Origin of the sequence: Serinicoccus hydrothermalis, assembly GCF_001685415.1 — a bacterium.
GTDB classification, from domain to species: domain Bacteria; phylum Actinomycetota; class Actinomycetes; order Actinomycetales; family Dermatophilaceae; genus Ornithinicoccus; species Ornithinicoccus hydrothermalis.
Map to the genome: position 1 here is coordinate 1,021,645 of NZ_CP014989.1, position 17,868 is coordinate 1,039,512.

The window sequence follows — 17,868 nt, forward strand, 5'->3', positions numbered from 1 at the left end:
CACCCCGGCTAGGGTGCTCCCATGACGTATGCGAGTGCGCCGGCACGGCGCAGCGGCCTGACCAAGGCCGGCAAGTGGATGTTCATCATCGGCCTGGTGCTGTCGCTCATCGCGGGGGCAGTCGTGGCGTGGGGGGCGATCGTGGGCGCCCGCACCTTCGGGGAGATGAGCCAGGAGGACGGCCTGTCGATGGAGGGCGGCCAGGCGACGGTGGCCATGGAGGAAGGGGACTTCCGGCTGGTGCTCACCGAGACCTCGGGCGGCTCCGCGTCATGCACCGTCACCCTCCCTGACGGCTCCGAGCAGCCGCTGTCCTCGGGGCAGGACCTCGGCGCGCAGGACCCGGAGATGCAGGCCGAGGTCGTGGGGAGCTATACCGCCACCACCTCCGGGGACCACACCTTCACCTGCGACGGTGACTCGACACTGCTCACCCCCAACATCGACACCGGCGCCTTCGTCGCCATCGCGCTCGCCGCGCTGGCCGTGCTGGCCCTCATCCCCCTGGTCCTGCTCACCGTCGTCGGGCTCATCATGTGGCTCGTCGGCCGCAGCCGGGACAAGCGCCCGCCGCAGCAGCCGCAGGACGGGTATGGCTACGGCTACCAGCAGGGCTACGGCCAGCAGGGTTATGGCCAGCAGCCCCAGAATTACGGGCAGCAGCCGAAGCAGGGCTACGGCCAGCCGTCACAGGGCCAGGGGCAGTCCGGCAGCTACCCGCCCCCGCCGCCTCCCCCGGCCAACGAGGACCCGCGAGACCCGTACCGACGCGACTGAGGGTCCGCCGGGACTGACGGCATACCTGTGCAGAAGCGGTGCGTCACATCCGTCGCCGGAGCAACGGATGTGACGCACCGTTCTTGCACCAGGGTGCGTGGCCTCGCGGTCAGCCCTTGAGGTCGTCCTCGCCCTCGCCGGGCTGGACGGTCCACTCCGGCGGGGTGTCCTTGCCGGAGTCCTCGTCCGCCTCGGCCGCGTCGGCCGTGTCCTGGACGATGCCCTGGGCGTGGTGCGAGGGGGCATACACGGCATAGAGCCGCATCGGCTCCTCGCCGGTGTTGATGACGTCGTGCCACGTGCCCGCCGGCACCTGGATCGCCCACCCGTCGCTGACGTCCTGGGTGAAGCTGAGGTCGTCCTCGGCCGGGCCCATGACGCAGCGGCCCTGGCCGGAGTCGAGCCGCAGGAACTGGTCGGTCTCCGGGTGCGCCTCGAGGCCGATGGACTGCCCCGGCGGGATCGACATGAGGGTGACCTGGAGGTACTTCCCGGTCCAGGCGACGGTGCGGTAGGTGTCGTTGGCGCGGGTCTCGGTCTCGATGTCGAGGGCGTTGGGCTGAGGGCCGTTGTCGGTCACCATGGGGCACTCCTTCGGTCGGGGTTGCGGTCGATGGTCACACCGTACGGGGCGCTGCCCCGTTTTCGACCACTCGTTGCGTCGCCATGGCGAACATTCGAGAGGTCGAATTCCGGCTAGCGGGCGTCGGCGGACACCCGCCCATCAGGATCAGCGGCCGCGTCGGGGTCACCGGCCGCGGCAGGGTCAGCGGAGGTGGCGGGGTCCTGCTCCGGCGGGCGGCCGGCATACCCCACGAGCGCGCCGCTTCGGGCGTCGACCGCGTGCAGCACGAGATAGGTGACCACGCTCACCGGGAACCCCAGGAACACCGGGTGTATGCCCGTGGACCCGCCGAGGACCGCCCACGCGACCGCGACCCCCAGCCCGGCCCACATCGAGACCACGCCGGCGCGACCGGAGACGCGCGGCAGGTAGAGCGCCATGAGCGTCGGGAAGAGCAGCCCGGAGACGAGCATCGCGGTCCCGGTCACCCAGAGCTCGACGAGCCGCGGCACGGCGAGCGCCAGCACCAGGGCGATGATCGAGGTGATGATCACCGCCGCCCTGCTCCACCACAGCAGCGAGCGCTGGGAGACGTCCCGCGCCAGCCGCGGCCGGATGATGTCGTTGACGATCGAGGACGCGCCGCACATGAAGAACGAGTCGGCGCAGGAGATCACCGTCGCCATGAGCGCCACGATGAGCACGACGACCAGCGGGAAGGGCAGCAGCTCGCCGATCACCTCGTAGTAGATGAGCGCCGGGTCCGCCGACTCGATCTGCAGCCCGAAGCGCGCCCACACCCCGATCCACACGACCATGACGATGGTGACGGTCATGAGCACGACCGAGATCCAGTAGCCGGTCATGACGGTCTTGAGGTCGCGCCCGGCCCAGGCCCGCTGCCACAGGTCCTGCCGCACGATCTGGTATGCCCCGACCGTCAGGGCATACACCGCCACCTCGGCCGCGCCGATGCCGAACAGGCTCACCATCTGCCCCTCGCCGGCGGCCCGCGCGTTGTCGGTCACCGTCGAGACGTCGCCGACGACGACCAGCACGAGCACGAACAGCCCGAAGATCGCCACCGTCTGCAGCGTCCCGTGCACGGCGTCCTGCCAGATGACCGCCTTGAGCCCGCCGAAGACCGTCTTGAGGGTGAGCATGAGCCAGGAGATGACGATGCCCTGGGTGAGGGGTATGCCCGCGACCAGGTCGAGCACGAGCGCGATCGAGACGAACTGCATACCGGTCACGGCGCAGTAGGCGGTGAGCACCGACAACGTGGTCGGCAGCCGCGCGGCGGTCCCGAAGCGGTGCGCCGAGAAGTCACCGATCGTGACGTAGTGGTGCCGCTCCCCCATCTGCCGGACCCGCTTCATGACGAAGACCGCCATGAGCACGCTCACCACGAGGATCGCGATGTTGAACCACTGCTGCCCCATCCCGGAGACGTAGCCGTTCGTCATGATCCCGAGCAGCAGCGAGCCGCCGATGGCGGTGCCGACGTAGGTGAGGATCAGCGGGAAGAGCGAGACGTTGCGGGAGGCGACGTTGTAGTCGTCGTACGTCCGGATCTGCCGGGTGCCGATCCACACCGACACCCCCAGCAGGAGGAGGAAGTAGACCACCGTGGTGACGGCGAGGACGCTCTGCTGGCCTTCGGTGAACATGCGCCCACCCTTGCGCACCGGGCGCCGGACGTTACGTCAAGCACCGTGGCGGCGTGGCGTGGCGTATGCCCGGCGCCGCCGGGTCGACATGTCGTAGGTTCGGCCCATGGCCGAGGACAGCAGCACAGGATTCGTCCGGCAGCTCGGGCGCTGGGACGCCCTGGCGATCGGGGTCGGCGCGATGATCGGCTTCGGCTGGGTCGTGCTCACCGGGGAGTGGCTCGTCGGCGCCGGCACCCTGGGTGCGGTCCTGGCCTTCGTCGTCGGCGGCGTCATCATGGCCCTCATCGGGCTGACGTATGCCGAGCTCGTCGCCGCGATGCCGCACGCCGGGGGCGAGCACAACTACGTCATGCGGGCGATGGGGTCGCGCTGGGCGTTCGTCGCGTCCTGGGCCCTCGTCGGCGGCTACGTCACCATCGCCGCCTTCGAGGCGGTCGCGCTGCCGCGCACCGCGGCATACCTCTTCCCGTCGCTGGAGTCGGTGCAGCTGTGGTCGGTGGCGGGCTCCCCGGTCTACCTCGGGTGGGGCCTGGTCGGGACGCTGGCGGCCGTGGTGCTCACCGCGATCAACATCATCGGCATCCGGCCGGCGTCGATGATCCAGACCTTCATCGTGCTCTTCCTCGTCATCATCGCCGGGCTCATGGTCGTCGGCGCCGGGGTGGGCGGCTCATTGGAGTTCGCGCAGCCGCTGTTCACCGGGGGTTTCGGCGGCTTCGCGACGGTGCTGGTCGTCGTGCCCTTCCTCTTCGTCGGCTTCGACGTCATCCCGCAGTCCGCGGAGGAGATCGACCTGCCCTTCCCCATGATCGGCAAGATGATCGTGCTGTCGGTCTCGCTGGCCGCGCTGTTCTACATCATCATCGTCGGGGCCTCCGGGCTGGCGATGGACCGCGAGACGCTCGTCGACTCCGACCTCGCGACGGCCGACGCGATGGCGGCGCTGTGGGGCTCGGACGCGTTCGGGACGGTGCTCGTCGCCGGGGGCATCGCCGGCATCCTCACCTCGTGGAACGCCTTCCTCATCGGCGGCTCGCGGCTCCTGTACGCCCTCGGCCGCTCGGGGATGCTGCCGGCGGTCTTCGGCAAGCTCCACCCGCGGTTCCGTACCCCCACCGCGGCGCTGCTCTTCATCGGGGTGCTGTCGGCGGCGGCGCCCTGGCTGGGGGCGGACGCGCTCGGCTGGCTGGTCGACTCCGGCTCGCCCTCGATCGTGCTCGGCTACCTCCTGGTCACCGTGGCCTTCCTCGTGCTGCGCCGCCGCGAGCCGGACATGGACCGGCCGCTGCGCATCGGTGGCGCGGGGGGCGCCGGGGTCGGCATCGGGGTCGTCGCGCTCGTGCTCACCGCCGGGCTGGCGACGCTCTACCTGCCCGGTATGCCCTCCTCCCTGCCGATCGAGCCGTGGGTGCTCTTCGGGCTGTGGTGGCTGCTGGGGGTCGTCCTGCTCCTTCGGGTACCGTCGGTGGCCGGTGGACCGGACGCCGAGGAGCGGGTGCTCTCGCGGCTCCCCGGCTCCTGACCGCGACGCGAGGAGGGGAACATTGCGCAACGCCTATCGTGCGCTCGTCGGTGGTGCCGCCCTGCTGGGGGTGATCGGGGTCGGCGTGGGGTCGTATGCCGCCACGGCACCGGAGCAGGAGGCGACCGGCGTCGTCGTCGACGACGAGGCGCAGGTCCTCGACGTCGAGCAGGTGGACGACGCCGTGGCTGACCTGTCGTTCTACGCCCCCACGCAGGTCGCCGTGCTCACCCACCCGGGTGACCCGGGCGACACGAACGACCAGGCCCTCAACGACGCGGTCCTCGCGCACGCGCGGGAGTCGCGGCCCGAGTGGCTGAGCGAGGACGGGCAGACCTGGGCCGACGGGCTCTACATCGTGGCGGTCGACCCAGAGGGACGGCTCGTCGGCACCTACTTCGGCGACGACCGCGCGGTGGGCGAGGACGCGCAGGCGGACATCCAGGAGGCGACCAAGGACGACTTCCGGGCCGGCCGCTGGACCGAGGGGGTGATCGTCGGCATCGAGGAGGGCGCCGAGCGGATCGACGCCCCGCTCGCGCGCAACGGCGCGGGCCTCGCGCTCGGCATCGCCGGCAGCGCGGGCATCCTCGCCGCGGGCGGGACCTGGCTCGGGGTGGGCCTGTCCCGGTCCTCCTCCAGCCGGCGGCTCAAGGAGGACGCGGACCGACGACTCGCGGACGTGCGCGAGGACGCCGCCGCGACCGAGCGGCACGCCAAGCGGATCCCCGAGGAGTCGCGCTACGGCTTCGAGGTGCTGCGCCGCTTCGACGACTACCGGCGCGGGGTCCGCGAGCTGGAGCTGCTGGCCGAGGAGGCGGCCCAGGTGCCGGCCGCGGCCTACAACCAGAAGTCGACGGTGAGCCGGCTGACGGCATACCAGGAGAAGGCGGTCGAGCTGGACCACCTCGACGACGCCATCGCCGACACCGCGATCTTCCTCAACCAGGACCCGGACTGGCGCCAGGCGTGGGGGCGGCAGGTTGAGCCGTTGCGCGGCGACCTGACGCGGGTCGCGCCGCTGCTGAGCGAGGAGCTGCCGGAGGAGGCCCGCGAGCTGCCCGAGGGCGCGGCGCTGCGGGACTTCGCCCTGCTGGCGCTCGGCAGGCTGGACGAGGTCCAGACCGGTCTCGTGCGTGGCGAGGTCTCCCCCGACGACGCGCTCGACGTCGTGCGCGAGGTCCGGGACGAGCTCACCAGGCACCTCGAGGGGCTCTCCGACGAGGTCGTGCAGGTGGTCGGCAAGGACGACTCGCAGCGCAAGACGCTGCGCTCGGCGCTCGCCGAGCAGCGCTCCGGCGCCCGCCCCGACCCCTCGATCATCGGGACCGCCTATCCCGGGTGGACCTTCTTCCCGGTCGCGGCGATGAGCACCGGCGTGTCCGACGGCACCCAGCAGATCGCCTCCGCCTCGGGCGGCGGCGCGACCTCGGGCTACTCCGCGGGCGGCTTCAGCGGCGCCGGCAGCTCCTCCAGCTTCTGAGCGGGCGGTCCCGGTTGACGCCGCGGCCTGCGGGGGCGAGGGTGAACGGGTCGCCGAGCGAAGGAGCCCCACCGTGCACCGCAGAGGTATGCGTCGGATCGTCCCGTCCGCCATGGTCCTGGGGGCGCTGGTCGCCACCCCGTTGGCCGCCGACGCGGCACCCGGCCGCCCGGGTGAGCCTCGGTACACCGAGGGTGCGGCGGGAGCCGGCGACCCCTACCTGCCGCTGGCCGGCAACGGTGGGATCGACGTCGAGCACTACGACCTGGACCTCACCTACACCAACCCTGCGGCGGACGGGCCGCTGGAGGGCGAGCTCGAGGGTGTCGCCACCCTGACGCTCACCGCGACGAAGGACCTCGACTCCTTTAACCTCGACCTGCGCGGTCTCGAGGCCTCGTCGGTCACCGTGGCGGGCAAGCGGGCCCGCTTCCAGACCGAGGGCGACAACGAGCTGGTCATCTCCCCGCGGCCCAAGCTCAAGAAGGGCAGGACGGTCGACGTCGTCGTGACCTACGGCGGCACGACCGGGCGCCCGACCGACCTAGAGGGGGCGCTCTACGGCTGGGTCACCACCCGCGACGGTGCCATGGTCGTGAGCCAGCCGGACGGGTCGGCGACGTGGTTCCCGGTGAGCGACCACCCCACCGACAAGGCGAGCTACAGCTTCGAGATCACCGTGCCGGAGGGCCTGGTGGCGGTGGCGAACGGGACCCTGGAGGGGTCCGAGACGCGCCGGGGACGGACCACCTGGACGTGGGACGCGCCCGACCCGATGGCGGCATACCTGGCGACGGCGTCGGTGGGCGACTTCGAGCTGAGCACCTCCACGACGCCCAGCGGCGTCCCGATCATCGACGCCGTCGACGCCGACCTCCCGCCGTCGGCGTCGGCGGACCTGGCCCTCACCGGCGAGATGATGACGTTCTACGAGGGTCTCTTCGGCGACTACCCCTTCGTGGCCTACGGCGCCATCGTCGACGACGACTCGGTGGGGTATGCCCTGGAGACGCAGACCCGCTCGTTCTTCTCCCGCGCGGCGCGGGAGAGCACGGTCGCCCATGAGCTCGTGCACCAGTGGATCGGCGACGACGTCTCCGTCTACCGGTGGGCCGACATCTGGCACAACGAGGGCTGGGCGACCTACGGCAGCTGGCTGTGGACCGAGGAGCAGGGCGGACGCACGGCGCAGGAGCGTTTCGAGTCGGTCATGGCGATCCCCGCCGACGACAGCTTCTGGGCGCTGGAGATCGGTGACCCGGGGCCGCTCAACCTCTTCCACCCGGCGATCTACAGCCGCTCCGCCGCCATGCTCCACGCGCTGCGCGCCGAGATCGGGGAGGACGCCTTCTGGGCGCTGACCCGCACGGTCGTCGACGACTACGCCGGGAGCAGCATCTCGACGGCGGAGTACGAGGCGTTGGCCGCGCAGGTGTCGGGCCAGGACCTGGACACCTTCTTCGAGGTGTGGCTGCACACCCCGGAGAAGCCGACCGACTGGTAGGCCCCTCGGTCGCTGCCGGAGGTCAGGGGCTGTCGGCACCGCCGTTGACGTTGAGCGTCTCACCCACGACGTAGCTGCTCTCCGGCGAGGCCAGGAAGACGTAGGCGGGAGCCAGCTCGACCGGCTGGCCCGCGCGACCCAGGGGCTGTCCGAGGCCGAACTCGGGGATCGCCTCCTTGGGCTGGCCCTGCACCACCTGCAGCGGGGTCCAGACCGGGCCCGGGGCCACGACGTTGACCCGCACACCCCTCGGGGCGAGCTGCTTGGCCAGCCCCTTGCCGAAGGTGTTCATCGCGCTCTTGGTCATGGCGTAGTCGAGCAGGTGCTCGCTGGGGCTGTAGGCCTGGACCGAGCTGGACAGGACGATCGTCGAGCCCGCCCCCAGGTGCTTGACCGCGGCCCGGCAGATCCAGAACATCGCGTAGACGTTGGTCTTCACGGTGAGGTCGAACTGCTCGTCGCTGATCTCCTCGATCGACGGGCTGGTCACCTGCTTGCCGGCGTTGACGACGAGGGCGTCGAGCCCGCCGAGCCGCTCGACGGCCTGCTCCACGAGGCGCTCGCAGGTCTCCTTGTTGGTCACGTCACCGGGCAGCTGCACGCAGGTGCGTCCCTCCGCCTCGACGAGCTCGCGGATCCGATCGGCGTCCTCCTGCTCGTCCGGCAGGTAGTTGATGGCGACGTCGGCTCCCTCGCGGGCGTAGGCGATCGCCACGGCGCCGCCGATGCCGGAGTCGCCGCCGGTGATGAGCGCGCGGCGCCCCTGCAGCCGGCCGGTGCCGCGGTAGGACGTCTCGCCCCGGTCGGCCGGGGGGTCCAGCTCGGCGTCGAGCCCGGGCATGGGCTGGTCCTGCTCGGGTGGGGAGACGCGCGGGTGGCGGGTCGTCGGGTCGTCGAAGGTGAGGTGGTCGGTCTTCTGGGCCATGCCTGAATTCTGCCCCGCCCCTCCGACAGACGCAGCGAGCGCCCGCACCGTTCGGTGCGGGCGCCCGGGGTATGCCGTGGGCCGGGTCAGCCGGTCAGCGTCTCGGTGTCGATGACGGCGCGGTAGCGCACGTCACCGGAGACGACCTTGTCGTAGTAGTCGTCGACCTGGCCGGCGTCGATGACCTCGACCGTCGCGGTGATGCCGTGCTCGCCGCAGAAGTCGAGCATCTCCTGAGTCTCCGGGAGGCCGCCGATCATGTTGCCCTTGATCGACCGGCGGTTGGTGAGCATCGAGAAGGCGCTGACCTCCAGCGAGTCCTCCGGGGCGCCGACGTTGGCCAGGACCCCGCCGCGGTCGAGCAGACCCATGTAGGAGTCCAGCGGGATGCCCGAGCCCACGGTGTTGACCAGCAGGTCGAAGCTGCCGGCGAGCTCCTCGAAGGCGGTGCCGTCCTCGGTGGGACGGAAGTCCTTGGCGCCGAACGACATACCGTCCTGCTTCTTGCTGTCCGTGCGGCTCAGGACGGTCACGTCGGCGCCCATGGCGGAGGCGATCTTCACCGCGACGTGGCCGAGGCCGCCCATGCCGATGACGCCGACGCGGGAGCCCGGGCCCACACCGTTCTCCTTGAGCGGGTGGTAGGTCGTGATGCCGGCGCACAGCAGCGGCGTCACCCCGGCGTAGTCGGACTCGTCGTAGGAGTCGGGGACCTTGACGACGAAGTCGTCGCGGACGACGACCTCACCGCTGTAGCCGCCCTTGGTGGTCTCGCCGTGGTAGTCCTCCGCGCCGTAGGTCTGGACGGCGCCCTTGGCGCAGTACTGCTCCTCGCCGTCCTTGCAGGCGGCGCACTCGCCGCACGAGTCGACGAGGCAGCCGACGCCGACGACGTCTCCGACCTTGTGGTCGATCACGTCGGAGCCGACCTCGAGGACGGTGCCGAGGATCTCGTGACCGGGGGTGAGCGGGTAGAGCGCCTCGCCCCACTCGCCACGCTTCATGTGGATGTCGCTGTGGCAGATGCCCGCCCAGCGGATGTCGATGCGCACGTCGTCAGCGCGCAGGTCGCGGCGGTCGATCTGGACACGCTCGAAGCCGGCGTCGGCCGATGCGGCGGCGAGTGCTGGAGTGGTGGTCGTCACTGATGCTCCTCGGTGGGGTTCGGTGAACAGCGAAGCCGCGACGGACGTCGCGGCTCTCAGTCTGTCCAACCGCCCGCCGGGCGCACAGATTCCCGCCTCACCGCCGGAATTCGACTACTGGTCTGCTCGCCATGGCAGACAAACCAGTAGTCGAATTCGTGCAGGAGGGCGGGCGGGAGCGGGTCAGCCCTGGCTGAAGGCGGCGTCGAAGGACGCCGTGGAGGGCGGGTAGTCCAAGGCCCGGAGGAAGTCCAGCGCCTCCTTCGCACCGTGCAGCCGGTCCATGCCGGCGTCCTCCCACTCCACCGAGATGGGACCGGTATACCCGGCGCCGGCGAGCGCGCGGAAGCAGTCCTCCCAGGGGACGTCGCCGCGGCCGGTGGAGACGAAGTCCCAGCCGCGCCGCTGGTCGCCCCAGGGCAGGTGGCTGCCCAGCCGCCCGTTGCGCCCGTTGCCGATCCGCATCCGGGTGTCCTTGCAGTCCACGTGGTAGATCCGGTCCGCGAAGTCGGTGATGAAGCCCACCGGGTCGATGTCCTGCCACATCATGTGGCTGGGGTCCCAGTTGAGCCCGAAGGCCTCGCGGTGCCCGATCGCCTCGAGGGTGCGCACGGTGGTCCAGTAGTCGTAGGCGATCTCGCTGGGGTGCACCTCGTGGGCGAAGCGCACGCCGCACTCGTCGAAGACGTCGAGGATCGGGTTCCACCGGTCCGCGAAGTCCTGGTAGCCGGCCTCGATCCGCTCGGCCGGGACCGGCGGGAACATCGCGACGTACTGCCAGACCGAGGAGCCGGTGAAGCCGACGACGGTGTCCACGCCCATCCGCTGCGCCAGCCGCGCGGTGAGCTTCAGCTCCTCGGCGGCCCGCTGCCGGACCCCCTCGGGGTCCCCGTCGCCCCACACCTTCTGCCCGACGATCGCCTGGTGCCGCTCGTCGATGGGGTCGTCGCAGACCGCCTGCCCCTTGAGGTGGTTGGAGATCGCCCAGCACTCCAGGCCGTGGCGGCGCAGGATCTCCAGCCGACCCTCGACATACTCCTCGTCGTCCCAGCGCCAGGCGTCCAGGTGCTCGCCGGAGACCGCGATCTCGAGCCCGTCGTAGCCCCACCCGGCGGCGAGCTCGGCCACCTCCTCCAGGGTGAGGTCGGCCCACTGCCCGGTGAAGAGGGTGAACGTGCGTGCCATGTCGTGCTCCTTGTCGCTCTCGTCGGTCACGGTGCCACGTCGAGCGGTATACCGCCGCGCGCGCTGCTCGTCTCGATCGCCTCGAGGACCCGCTGCACGGCGAGCCCGTCGGCGAAGCTGGGGTGGATCTGCTCGCCGGTGCCGATGGCGCGCAGGAGGTCGGCGGCCTGGGAGGTGAAGGTCGAGTCCCAGCCGAGGACGTGGCCGGGCGGCCACCAGGCGCCGGCGTAGGGCTGGTCCGCCTCGGTGACCAGGACGCGCGTGGGTCCCTGCACCGGGCCCTCGCCGACCTCGCAGACCTCGAGCTCGTTGAGCCGCTCCAGGTCGAAGCGGATCGAGCCGGTGGTGCCGTAGACCTCGATCATCAGCGAGTTCTTGCGGCCGGTGGCCATCCGGCTCACCTCGAGGCTGGCGACCACGCCGGAGGGGGTGTGCAGGGTGGCCCAGGCCGCGTCGTCGACGGTCACCTGCTCGAGCTCGCCGCTCGCGTCACCGTCCTCCCCCGGGCGCTCGGTGACGAAGGTGCGCAGCTCGCCGCGCACCGCGCTCACCGGCTCGCCAAGCAGGAAGTGCAGCTGGTCGACGGCGTGCGAGCCGAGGTCGCCGAGCACCCCGGAGCCGGCGGTCTCCTTGCGCAGCCGCCAGGTCATCGGCGCGTCCGCGTCGGCGAGCCAGTCCTGCAGGTAGGCGAGGCGGACCTGCCGCACGTCGCCGATCCGTCCCCGCGCGATGAGGTCGCGGGCGAGCGCCAGCGCGGGGACCCTGCGGTAGTTGTGCCCGAGCATCGAGCGCCCGGCGCCGGGCGCGGACGCGGCGGCCACGAGCCGTTCGCAGTCGGCGACCGTGTTGGCCAGCGGCTTCTCCACGAGCACGTGCTTGCCCGCGGCGAGCGCGGCGAGCGCCACCTCGGCGTGCAGGTGGCCGGGGGTGCAGACGTCGACGACGTCGATGTCGTTGCGCTCCACCACCTCGCGCCAGTCGGTCGCGGTCCGGGCCCAGCCGAGCTCGGCGGCGGCCGCCTCGAGGGCCGCCTCGTCCCGGCCCACGAGCGTGTCCATCCGCACCGCGGGCACGTCGGGGTAGAACGCCCCGACGTTGCGCCAGGCGTTGGAGTGCGCGCGGCCCATGAAGGAGTAGCCGATGACGGCCACCCCGAGGGCCTGTCCGGTGGCCGGACGCAAAGCCTGTCCGGTCGCGGCGTGGGGGCTACCCCAGGACTGCTCGGTCATAGATCGTCCCCTCCGGTCAGGGACCGCAAGAAGGCCAGGCCGTCGGCGGCCAGGGCGTCCTGGGTCGGGGCCAGCGGCCGCCAGATGGAGGCGGCGGTGGCGATGGTGTCGTTGTCGGCGGTGAAGCTCTCGATGTCGAGCGGGCCGGCATACCCGACCTCGTCCAGCGCCCGGAGCAGCGCGACCCAGTCGGTCTGGTCGCCACCGGGGGCGCCGCGGTCGTTGCCGCAGACCTGCACGTGCACGAGGTGCTCGCCCGCCCGGCGGATCGCGTCGGCGGAGTCCCGCTCCTCGATGCCCAGGTGGTAGGTGTCCAGCGCCAGCCCGAGGTGCGTGCCCAGGAGGCCGCTCAGTCCCTCGAGCGCCTGGTCGACCGTGTTGACCAGCGAGGTCTCGTAGCGGTTGAGCGGCTCAATGCCGATCCGCACGTCCGCCGCAGCGGCGTGCTCGACCACGGGCGCGAGGTTGTCGCGCCACTGGGCGTAGGCGCTCTCCCGCTGGGCCGGCGACATCCGCCACACCCGGCCGGTGGCGGCGTAGAACGGGCCGCAGACCGCGGGCGCCCCGATGCCGTGCGCGAGGTCGATGCAGGCGCGCAGGTAGTCCTGGGTGGCGGCGACGGTCGAGGCGTCGGCCTCGACCAGGTCGCGACCCGGAGCCATCGCGCCCACGACGTATGCCCGGAGCCCGGTCTCCTCCAGCGCCGCCCGGGTGGCGGCGACGGTGAGGTCGCCGGGCTGCTCCAGCGGGAGCTCGACCGCGTCGAAGCCGAGGGCCGCGACGCGGTCGAGCACCTCCCGGGCCTGGGCGTCGCGCAGCGGCGACGTCCAGACCCAGGTGTTGACGCCGATCGGCCTCACGGGATGACGCGGTCCTGCCAGACCTGCGGGTAGCCGGGCAGGTCCTCGCCGCCGAACTTGGCGTAGTGCCCGTCGGGCATGCCCTCGTTGGCGGCCAGGAAGTCGCCGCGCTCCTCCTCGGTGATCGGCACCTGCGGGAGCACCCACTCGGTGGGCACCTCCTCGCCGGCGAAGATCATCTCCGTGGCCAGCAGCGGGGTGCGCCACTGGAAGTTGGAGTAGACCGGGGCAAGGCCGGTGAGGCCGGTGTCCTCCCACTTGCGCAGGAAGCTCATCTCGTCCTCGCCGGTCATGACCGGGTAGTCCTGGCCGGCGTCCTCGAAGGCCTCGATCGCGGCGACGGCGCCGTCCCCGGCGTCCATCCACACGCCCTGGACCTCGCCGGTGGCGAGCTCGTCGGAGAGGATGCTCTTGATCTCGGCCGGGTCGGCGCCGGTGAAGAAGTCGACCGCCTCGATGCCGTTCTCCTCGAAGATCCGCTCGGCGGCGGCCCAGCGGTTCTCCAGCACGTCGACGCCGGGCAGGATGCGCAGCGCGACGACCTTGTCGCCCTCGGAGAGGTTCTCCGAGAGGAACTCGGCGGTGTCGATGCCCCAGGCATACCCGCCGATGGGGTGGATGAAGGTGGTCGGGCAGTCGGTCTCGACGCCGCGGTCGAAGACGACGACCGGCTTGCCGGTGTCGCAGGCCCGCTCGACCGCCGGGGTGATGGCGGCCGTCGAGTTCGGCGAGATGACGAAGGCGTCGCAGTTGCCCTCGGCGATGAAGTAGTCGATGTCCGCGATCTGGGTGTTGTCGTCGTCCTGGGCGTCGCGGGTCTCCATCTCGGAGATGACGCCGGACTCCTGGAGCACGCCGAGCTGCTCGTTCATGGTGATCCAGCCGGTCTGGCGCCAGGGGTTGGAGATCGAGGCGTTGGCGAAGCAGACCTTCTTGGCTCCCTCGGAGGCGAACTCGGAGGTGTCGGTCATCTCGCCGTCGATGTACTGCAGGTAGGGCTGCTCGGGGTCGCCCTCGAAGGTCGCGGAGCGCTGCTCGTCCTGGGTGTCGTAGTCGGCCTGGACGAACCACTCGTCGCTGCTCTCCTCCTCTCCCCCGGCGTCGCCCTCGTCGCCGCCCTCCTCGGCGGCGGCGTCGTCCTCGGCGGACTCGGTCACGGCCGGGTCGTCGAGGGAGGAGTCGGTGGAGCACGCCGCCAGCAGGGCCAGCGCGCTGAGGGCGGCGACGGTGCCGCCCGCTCGGGTGGTGCGCATCATGCATCTCCTTGGGTGGGGTTGTCGGCTTTCGGGGTCTGCGGGGTGGGGCGGGTGCGCTGCCGCTGGCCGGCGGCCCAGGCGCGGGCCCCGGCGGCGACGGCGACGATGATGATCACGCCCTGGACGGTGTCCCTCCAGGTGGAGGCGACGCCGACGAAGTTGAGGAGGGTGAAGAGCAGCTCGAGGGCGAAGGCCCCGGCGGCGGCCGAGAGCACCCAGCCGCGCCCGCCGCCGAGGACCACGCCGCCGACGACGACGGCGGTGATGGCGGTGAACTCGTAGCCCTGCCCTACGGAGGGGTGGACGCCGGCATACCCGACGAGGATGATCCCCGAGATGGTCGCGGCGAGCGAGGACAGGATGAAGGCGCGGGTCTTGAGCCACCACGTGGCCGAGCCGGACAGGCGCACCGCCTCGGGGTTGTCGCCGACGGCGACGAGGGTGCGGCCGAAGGGGCGGCGCATGAGCCACAGCGCGGCGAGCGCCAGGACGAGCAGGATGATCGCGGGATAGGGGATGACCTCGAGCACCGGGACGCCCTCGATGCCGCCGCGGCCGATCTGCCGGAAGGTGTCGACCGGGTTGCCGGTGGCGGCGCCGCCGGTGAGGTAGAAGACCAGCCCGGACAGGGCGAGCATCGTGCCGAGGGTGACGATGAAGCTGGGGACCCGCAGGATCGTCGTGGCCAGCCCGTTGACGACGCCGACGAGAGCGCCGAGCGCGAGCATGAGCAGCAGGCCGGGCAGGATCCGCGCCTCGTCCTGCCCGATGAAGTTGCCAGCGATGACGACCTGCATGGAGACGACGGCGGCCATCGAGAGGTCGAACTCACCGGAGACGATGACGAAGTACTGCCCCATCGCGGCGATCGCGACCGGTGCGGTGCGGCCGATGAAGCGGATGAGCGAGCCGGGCTCGCCGAAGCTGGGGTTGGCGGCGATGACCGCGATGAGCAGGACCGCGACGAGGACGAAGACGGCGCCGCCGGGGGTGCGCAGGGAGCGCAGCGCACGCCCGGCGGTGCCGCCCTGGTGCCACGGGAGCTCGGGGCGGGCGGTGCCGCGGGTGGTGGAGGTGGCGGCGGTCATCGGGTCGCTCCCGCGGTCGTGGGGGCGAGGGTATGCCGTCCGCCGCCGTCGTCGGGCGGGTGCGCGAAGCGGGGTGGCCGGGTGTCGGTGGAGCGGCGGGCATACACGGCGACGGCGACGACGATGACCAGGCCGCGGACGATGTCGCGCAGGAAGGCGTTGAGCTCCATGACGCCCATGACGTTGTCGAGGACGGCGAAGATCGCGACGCCGCCGAGGGTGCCGAGGATGTTGCCCTTGCCGCCGGCGAGGACGGTGCCGCCGAGGACGACCGCCGCGATGGACATGAGGTCGTAGCCGCCCTGGGAGCCGATGGTGGGGCTGCCGACGGAGAGACGGGCGAGCAGCAGCAGCCCGGCCATGCCGGCGAGCACCGAGCAGAGCACGTGCGCGAGGATGAGCGGCGGCTGGGTGCGGACGCCGGAGAGGCGCGCGACCTCGCGCTGCCCGCCGACGGCATACAGGTGGTGGCCGATGCGGGTGCGGCGCAGGAGCAGGATCACGAGGACGGCGCAGCCGAGCATGATGAGCGTGGAGAGCGGGACCGGGCCGATGTTGAGGGCGCCGATGAGGCGGAAGTCGCGCGGCGCGGAGCCGGCCGAGCCGCGGTAGTTGGTGCCGAGGTAGCCCGCGAGGATGAGGCCCATGCCGAGCGTGGCGATGAAGCCATGGACGTGCAGGTAGGTCACGACCAGGCCGTTGACCAGGCCGATGAGCGCGGAGACGCCGAGGGCGGCGGCGACGGCGAGCGGGACGTTGGAGGTCTGGCCGGCCATGATGACGCCGCCGACGAGGCTGGCGAGGCTGGTGACGTAGGGCACCGAGAGGTCGAGGCTGCCGCCGAGGATGACCAGGGTCTGGCCGATGGCGATGAAGCCGAGGATCGAGGTGCCGGTGAGGATGGCCGAGATGTTGCCGCCGGAGAAGAAGTTGCGGCCCTCGACGCCGGTGATGACCGCGCCGAGGACGACGACGAGCACGAGGACGAGGTAGACGATCCCGGTGCTGGTGAGGCGGGTGGGAAGGAACCTCATGCGGCGCCCTCCTCGGCCTCGTGGGCGCCGGTGGCCAGGGCCAGGACGTCCTCCTCGGAGGCGCCGGCGGGCAGCTTGCCCGCCAGTCGGCCGTCGCGCATGACGAGGATGCGGTCGGACATGCCGATGACCTCGGGCAGCTCGCTGGAGACCATGAGGATGCCGACGCCGTCGGCGGCCAGGCCGCGCATGAGCTCGTAGATGCCGTGCTTGGCGCCGACGTCGATGCCGCGGGTGGGCTCGTCCATGAGCATGACCTGCGGGTCGGTCGACAGCCAGCGCGCGAGGACGACCTTCTGCTGGTTGCCGCCGGAGAGGAACTGCACCTCCTGGTCCATCGCGCGGGCCGAGACCTCGAGGGAGGAGAAGACGCCGGGCATACCGGCGCGGGCCTGGGGGGTGCGGCCGGGGAAGACCGAGCGGACGACGCCGAGGGCGTTGTCGAGGATCGACTGGCCGAGGGCCAGACCCTTTGCCTTGCGGTCCTCGGTGATGAGCGCGAGGCCGCGGCGGATCGCCTGGCGGGGCGAGGTGGTGCGCGTCGTCGTGCCGGCGAGCGTCATGGTGCCGCGGGTGAGCGGGGTGACGCCGAAGACGGACTCGACGAGCTCGGTACGGCCCGAGCCCTGGAGCCCGGCGAGACCGACGATCTCCCCGGCGCGCAGCTCGAGGTCGATGCCGTCGACATACCCGTTGCCGGAGCCGGAGAGGGTGAGCACCGGTTCGCCCACCTCGGCGCCCTCCGATCTCGCGGGGAAGTAGCCGGACATCTCGCGGCCGACCATGAGGCGGACGAGGGCGGACTCGTCGAGCTCGGACGCGGGCTGGGTGGTGACCTGCTGGCCGTCCTTGAGGACGGTGATGGTGTCGCAGAGGTCGAAGATCTCCTTGAGCCGGTGCGAGACGTAGAGGATCGCGACGTCGCGCTCGAGGAGGCGGCGGATGATGGCGTAGAGCAGCTCGACCTCGTGGTCGGCGAGGGCGGCGGTCGGCTCGTCCATGGAGATGATGCGTGCGTCGTAGCTCACCGCCTTGGCGATCTCGACGATCTGCTGCTCGGCGACCGAGAGGGAGCGGACGGTGCGGGCGGGGTCGAGGCCGGTGACGCCGAGCCCGTCGAGCAGCTCGGCGGTATGCCGGGTCATGGCCGCGGTGTCGACCAACGGGCCTCGGCGCGGCTCACGACCGAGGTAGATGTTCTCCGCCACGGTGCGGTCGGGCAGGAGGTTGAACTCCTGGAAGACCGTCGAGAGGCCTGCCTGCTGTGCCTGGACCGGGTGGGTGAAGTGCTGGGCCTGGCCGTCGATCTCGACGGTGCCCTCGTCGGGCTGGTGCACGCCGGCGAGGACCTTCATGAGGGTGGACTTGCCGGCGCCGTTCTCCCCCACGAGGCCGTGGACCTGGCCGGGGTGCAGCTCGAGGGTCACGTCCTCGAGGACGGCGTTGCCGAAGAAGCGCTTGGTCAGCCCGCTGGCGCGCAGCACGGGTTGGCGCGGCGGTGTGCTGTCCGTCGGTGCGACGGCGTCGTTGGACGTCACGGGAGCGACTATGGCACGGGTTCGACGCTTTTGTCGAGAGTTCGGCAAAAGTTGTCTCTTGCTCATGCAGAAGGGCCCGTGGTC

The 17,868-nt window shown here is 71.4% G+C and carries 15 protein-coding genes; 4 read left to right on the forward strand and 11 right to left on the reverse strand.

The window, feature by feature from the left end; translation table 11 throughout:
- Positions 1 to 21 precede the first annotated feature (21 nt).
- A complete protein-coding gene (locus SGUI_RS17615; RefSeq protein ID WP_066636949.1) occupies positions 22 to 777 on the forward strand; it encodes a hypothetical protein in 756 nt (251 codons plus the stop codon).
- A 109-nt stretch (positions 778 to 886) separates the two neighbouring features.
- Here the strand turns inward: SGUI_RS17615 and SGUI_RS04755 are convergent, their stop codons facing one another.
- On the reverse strand, positions 887 to 1,360 hold the full coding sequence (locus SGUI_RS04755) for a cupin domain-containing protein (protein ID WP_066636951.1): 474 nt from the start codon (positions 1,358 to 1,360) through the stop codon (positions 887 to 889).
- 113 nt (positions 1,361 to 1,473) lie between these two features.
- On the reverse strand, positions 1,474 to 3,012 hold the full coding sequence (locus tag SGUI_RS04760; protein ID WP_066636952.1) for a sodium:solute symporter family protein: 1,539 nt from the start codon (positions 3,010 to 3,012) through the stop codon (positions 1,474 to 1,476).
- A 106-nt stretch (positions 3,013 to 3,118) separates the two neighbouring features.
- Here SGUI_RS04760 and SGUI_RS04765 point away from each other — a divergent pair, with 106 nt between their 5' ends.
- From SGUI_RS04765 to SGUI_RS04775, 3 genes are all read left to right on the forward strand, one after another.
- The gene (locus SGUI_RS04765; RefSeq protein WP_066636954.1) at positions 3,119 to 4,537 is read left to right on the forward strand and encodes an APC family permease; all 1,419 of its coding nucleotides are present in this window, start codon (positions 3,119 to 3,121) and stop codon (positions 4,535 to 4,537) included.
- Positions 4,538 to 4,559: 22 nt separating this feature from the next.
- Positions 4,560 to 6,020 (forward strand): DUF5129 domain-containing protein, encoded by a 1,461-nt coding sequence (locus tag SGUI_RS04770; protein ID WP_066636956.1) that lies wholly within the window; start codon positions 4,560 to 4,562, stop codon positions 6,018 to 6,020.
- A gap of 88 nt (positions 6,021 to 6,108) precedes the next feature.
- Positions 6,109 to 7,524, forward strand: a complete 1,416-nt coding sequence (locus tag SGUI_RS04775) for a M1 family metallopeptidase (RefSeq protein WP_066636958.1) — start codon at positions 6,109 to 6,111, stop codon at positions 7,522 to 7,524.
- Between the two features lie 22 nt (positions 7,525 to 7,546).
- On the opposite strand, the gene SGUI_RS04780 is transcribed toward SGUI_RS04775, so the two are convergent.
- The 9 genes from SGUI_RS04780 to SGUI_RS04820 form a co-directional block, all read right to left on the reverse strand.
- The gene (locus tag SGUI_RS04780) at positions 7,547 to 8,449 is read right to left on the reverse strand and encodes an SDR family oxidoreductase (protein WP_066636961.1); all 903 of its coding nucleotides are present in this window, start codon (positions 8,447 to 8,449) and stop codon (positions 7,547 to 7,549) included.
- A gap of 86 nt (positions 8,450 to 8,535) precedes the next feature.
- Complete coding sequence (locus SGUI_RS04785; protein WP_066636963.1) at positions 8,536 to 9,594, reverse strand: NAD(P)-dependent alcohol dehydrogenase; 1,059 nt, start codon at positions 9,592 to 9,594, stop codon at positions 8,536 to 8,538.
- A gap of 183 nt (positions 9,595 to 9,777) precedes the next feature.
- A complete protein-coding gene (locus SGUI_RS04790) occupies positions 9,778 to 10,779 on the reverse strand; it encodes a sugar phosphate isomerase/epimerase family protein (RefSeq protein WP_066642775.1) in 1,002 nt (333 codons plus the stop codon).
- Between the two features lie 26 nt (positions 10,780 to 10,805).
- The gene (locus tag SGUI_RS04795; protein WP_083190502.1) at positions 10,806 to 12,008 is read right to left on the reverse strand and encodes a Gfo/Idh/MocA family protein; all 1,203 of its coding nucleotides are present in this window, start codon (positions 12,006 to 12,008) and stop codon (positions 10,806 to 10,808) included.
- Positions 12,005 to 12,868 (reverse strand): sugar phosphate isomerase/epimerase family protein, encoded by an 864-nt coding sequence (locus SGUI_RS04800; RefSeq protein WP_066636965.1) that lies wholly within the window; start codon positions 12,866 to 12,868, stop codon positions 12,005 to 12,007. The genes SGUI_RS04795 and SGUI_RS04800 overlap by 4 nt, the downstream gene beginning before the upstream one ends.
- Positions 12,865 to 14,124 carry a substrate-binding domain-containing protein gene (locus SGUI_RS04805; RefSeq protein WP_418314010.1) on the reverse strand — a complete coding sequence of 420 codons (1,260 nt, stop codon included), beginning with the start codon at positions 14,122 to 14,124 and terminating at the stop codon, positions 12,865 to 12,867. Before SGUI_RS04805 ends, SGUI_RS04800 begins: the two co-directional genes overlap by 4 nt.
- Complete coding sequence (locus tag SGUI_RS04810; RefSeq protein ID WP_066636972.1) at positions 14,121 to 15,212, reverse strand: ABC transporter permease; 1,092 nt, start codon at positions 15,210 to 15,212, stop codon at positions 14,121 to 14,123. Before SGUI_RS04810 ends, SGUI_RS04805 begins: the two co-directional genes overlap by 4 nt.
- Positions 15,209 to 16,246 carry an ABC transporter permease gene (locus SGUI_RS04815; protein ID WP_066636975.1) on the reverse strand — a complete coding sequence of 346 codons (1,038 nt, stop codon included), beginning with the start codon at positions 16,244 to 16,246 and terminating at the stop codon, positions 15,209 to 15,211. Before SGUI_RS04815 ends, SGUI_RS04810 begins: the two co-directional genes overlap by 4 nt.
- Entirely contained in the window at positions 16,243 to 17,784 is a 1,542-nt protein-coding gene (locus tag SGUI_RS04820; protein WP_066636978.1) for a sugar ABC transporter ATP-binding protein, read from the reverse strand. Before SGUI_RS04820 ends, SGUI_RS04815 begins: the two co-directional genes overlap by 4 nt.
- Positions 17,785 to 17,868 lie beyond the last annotated feature (84 nt).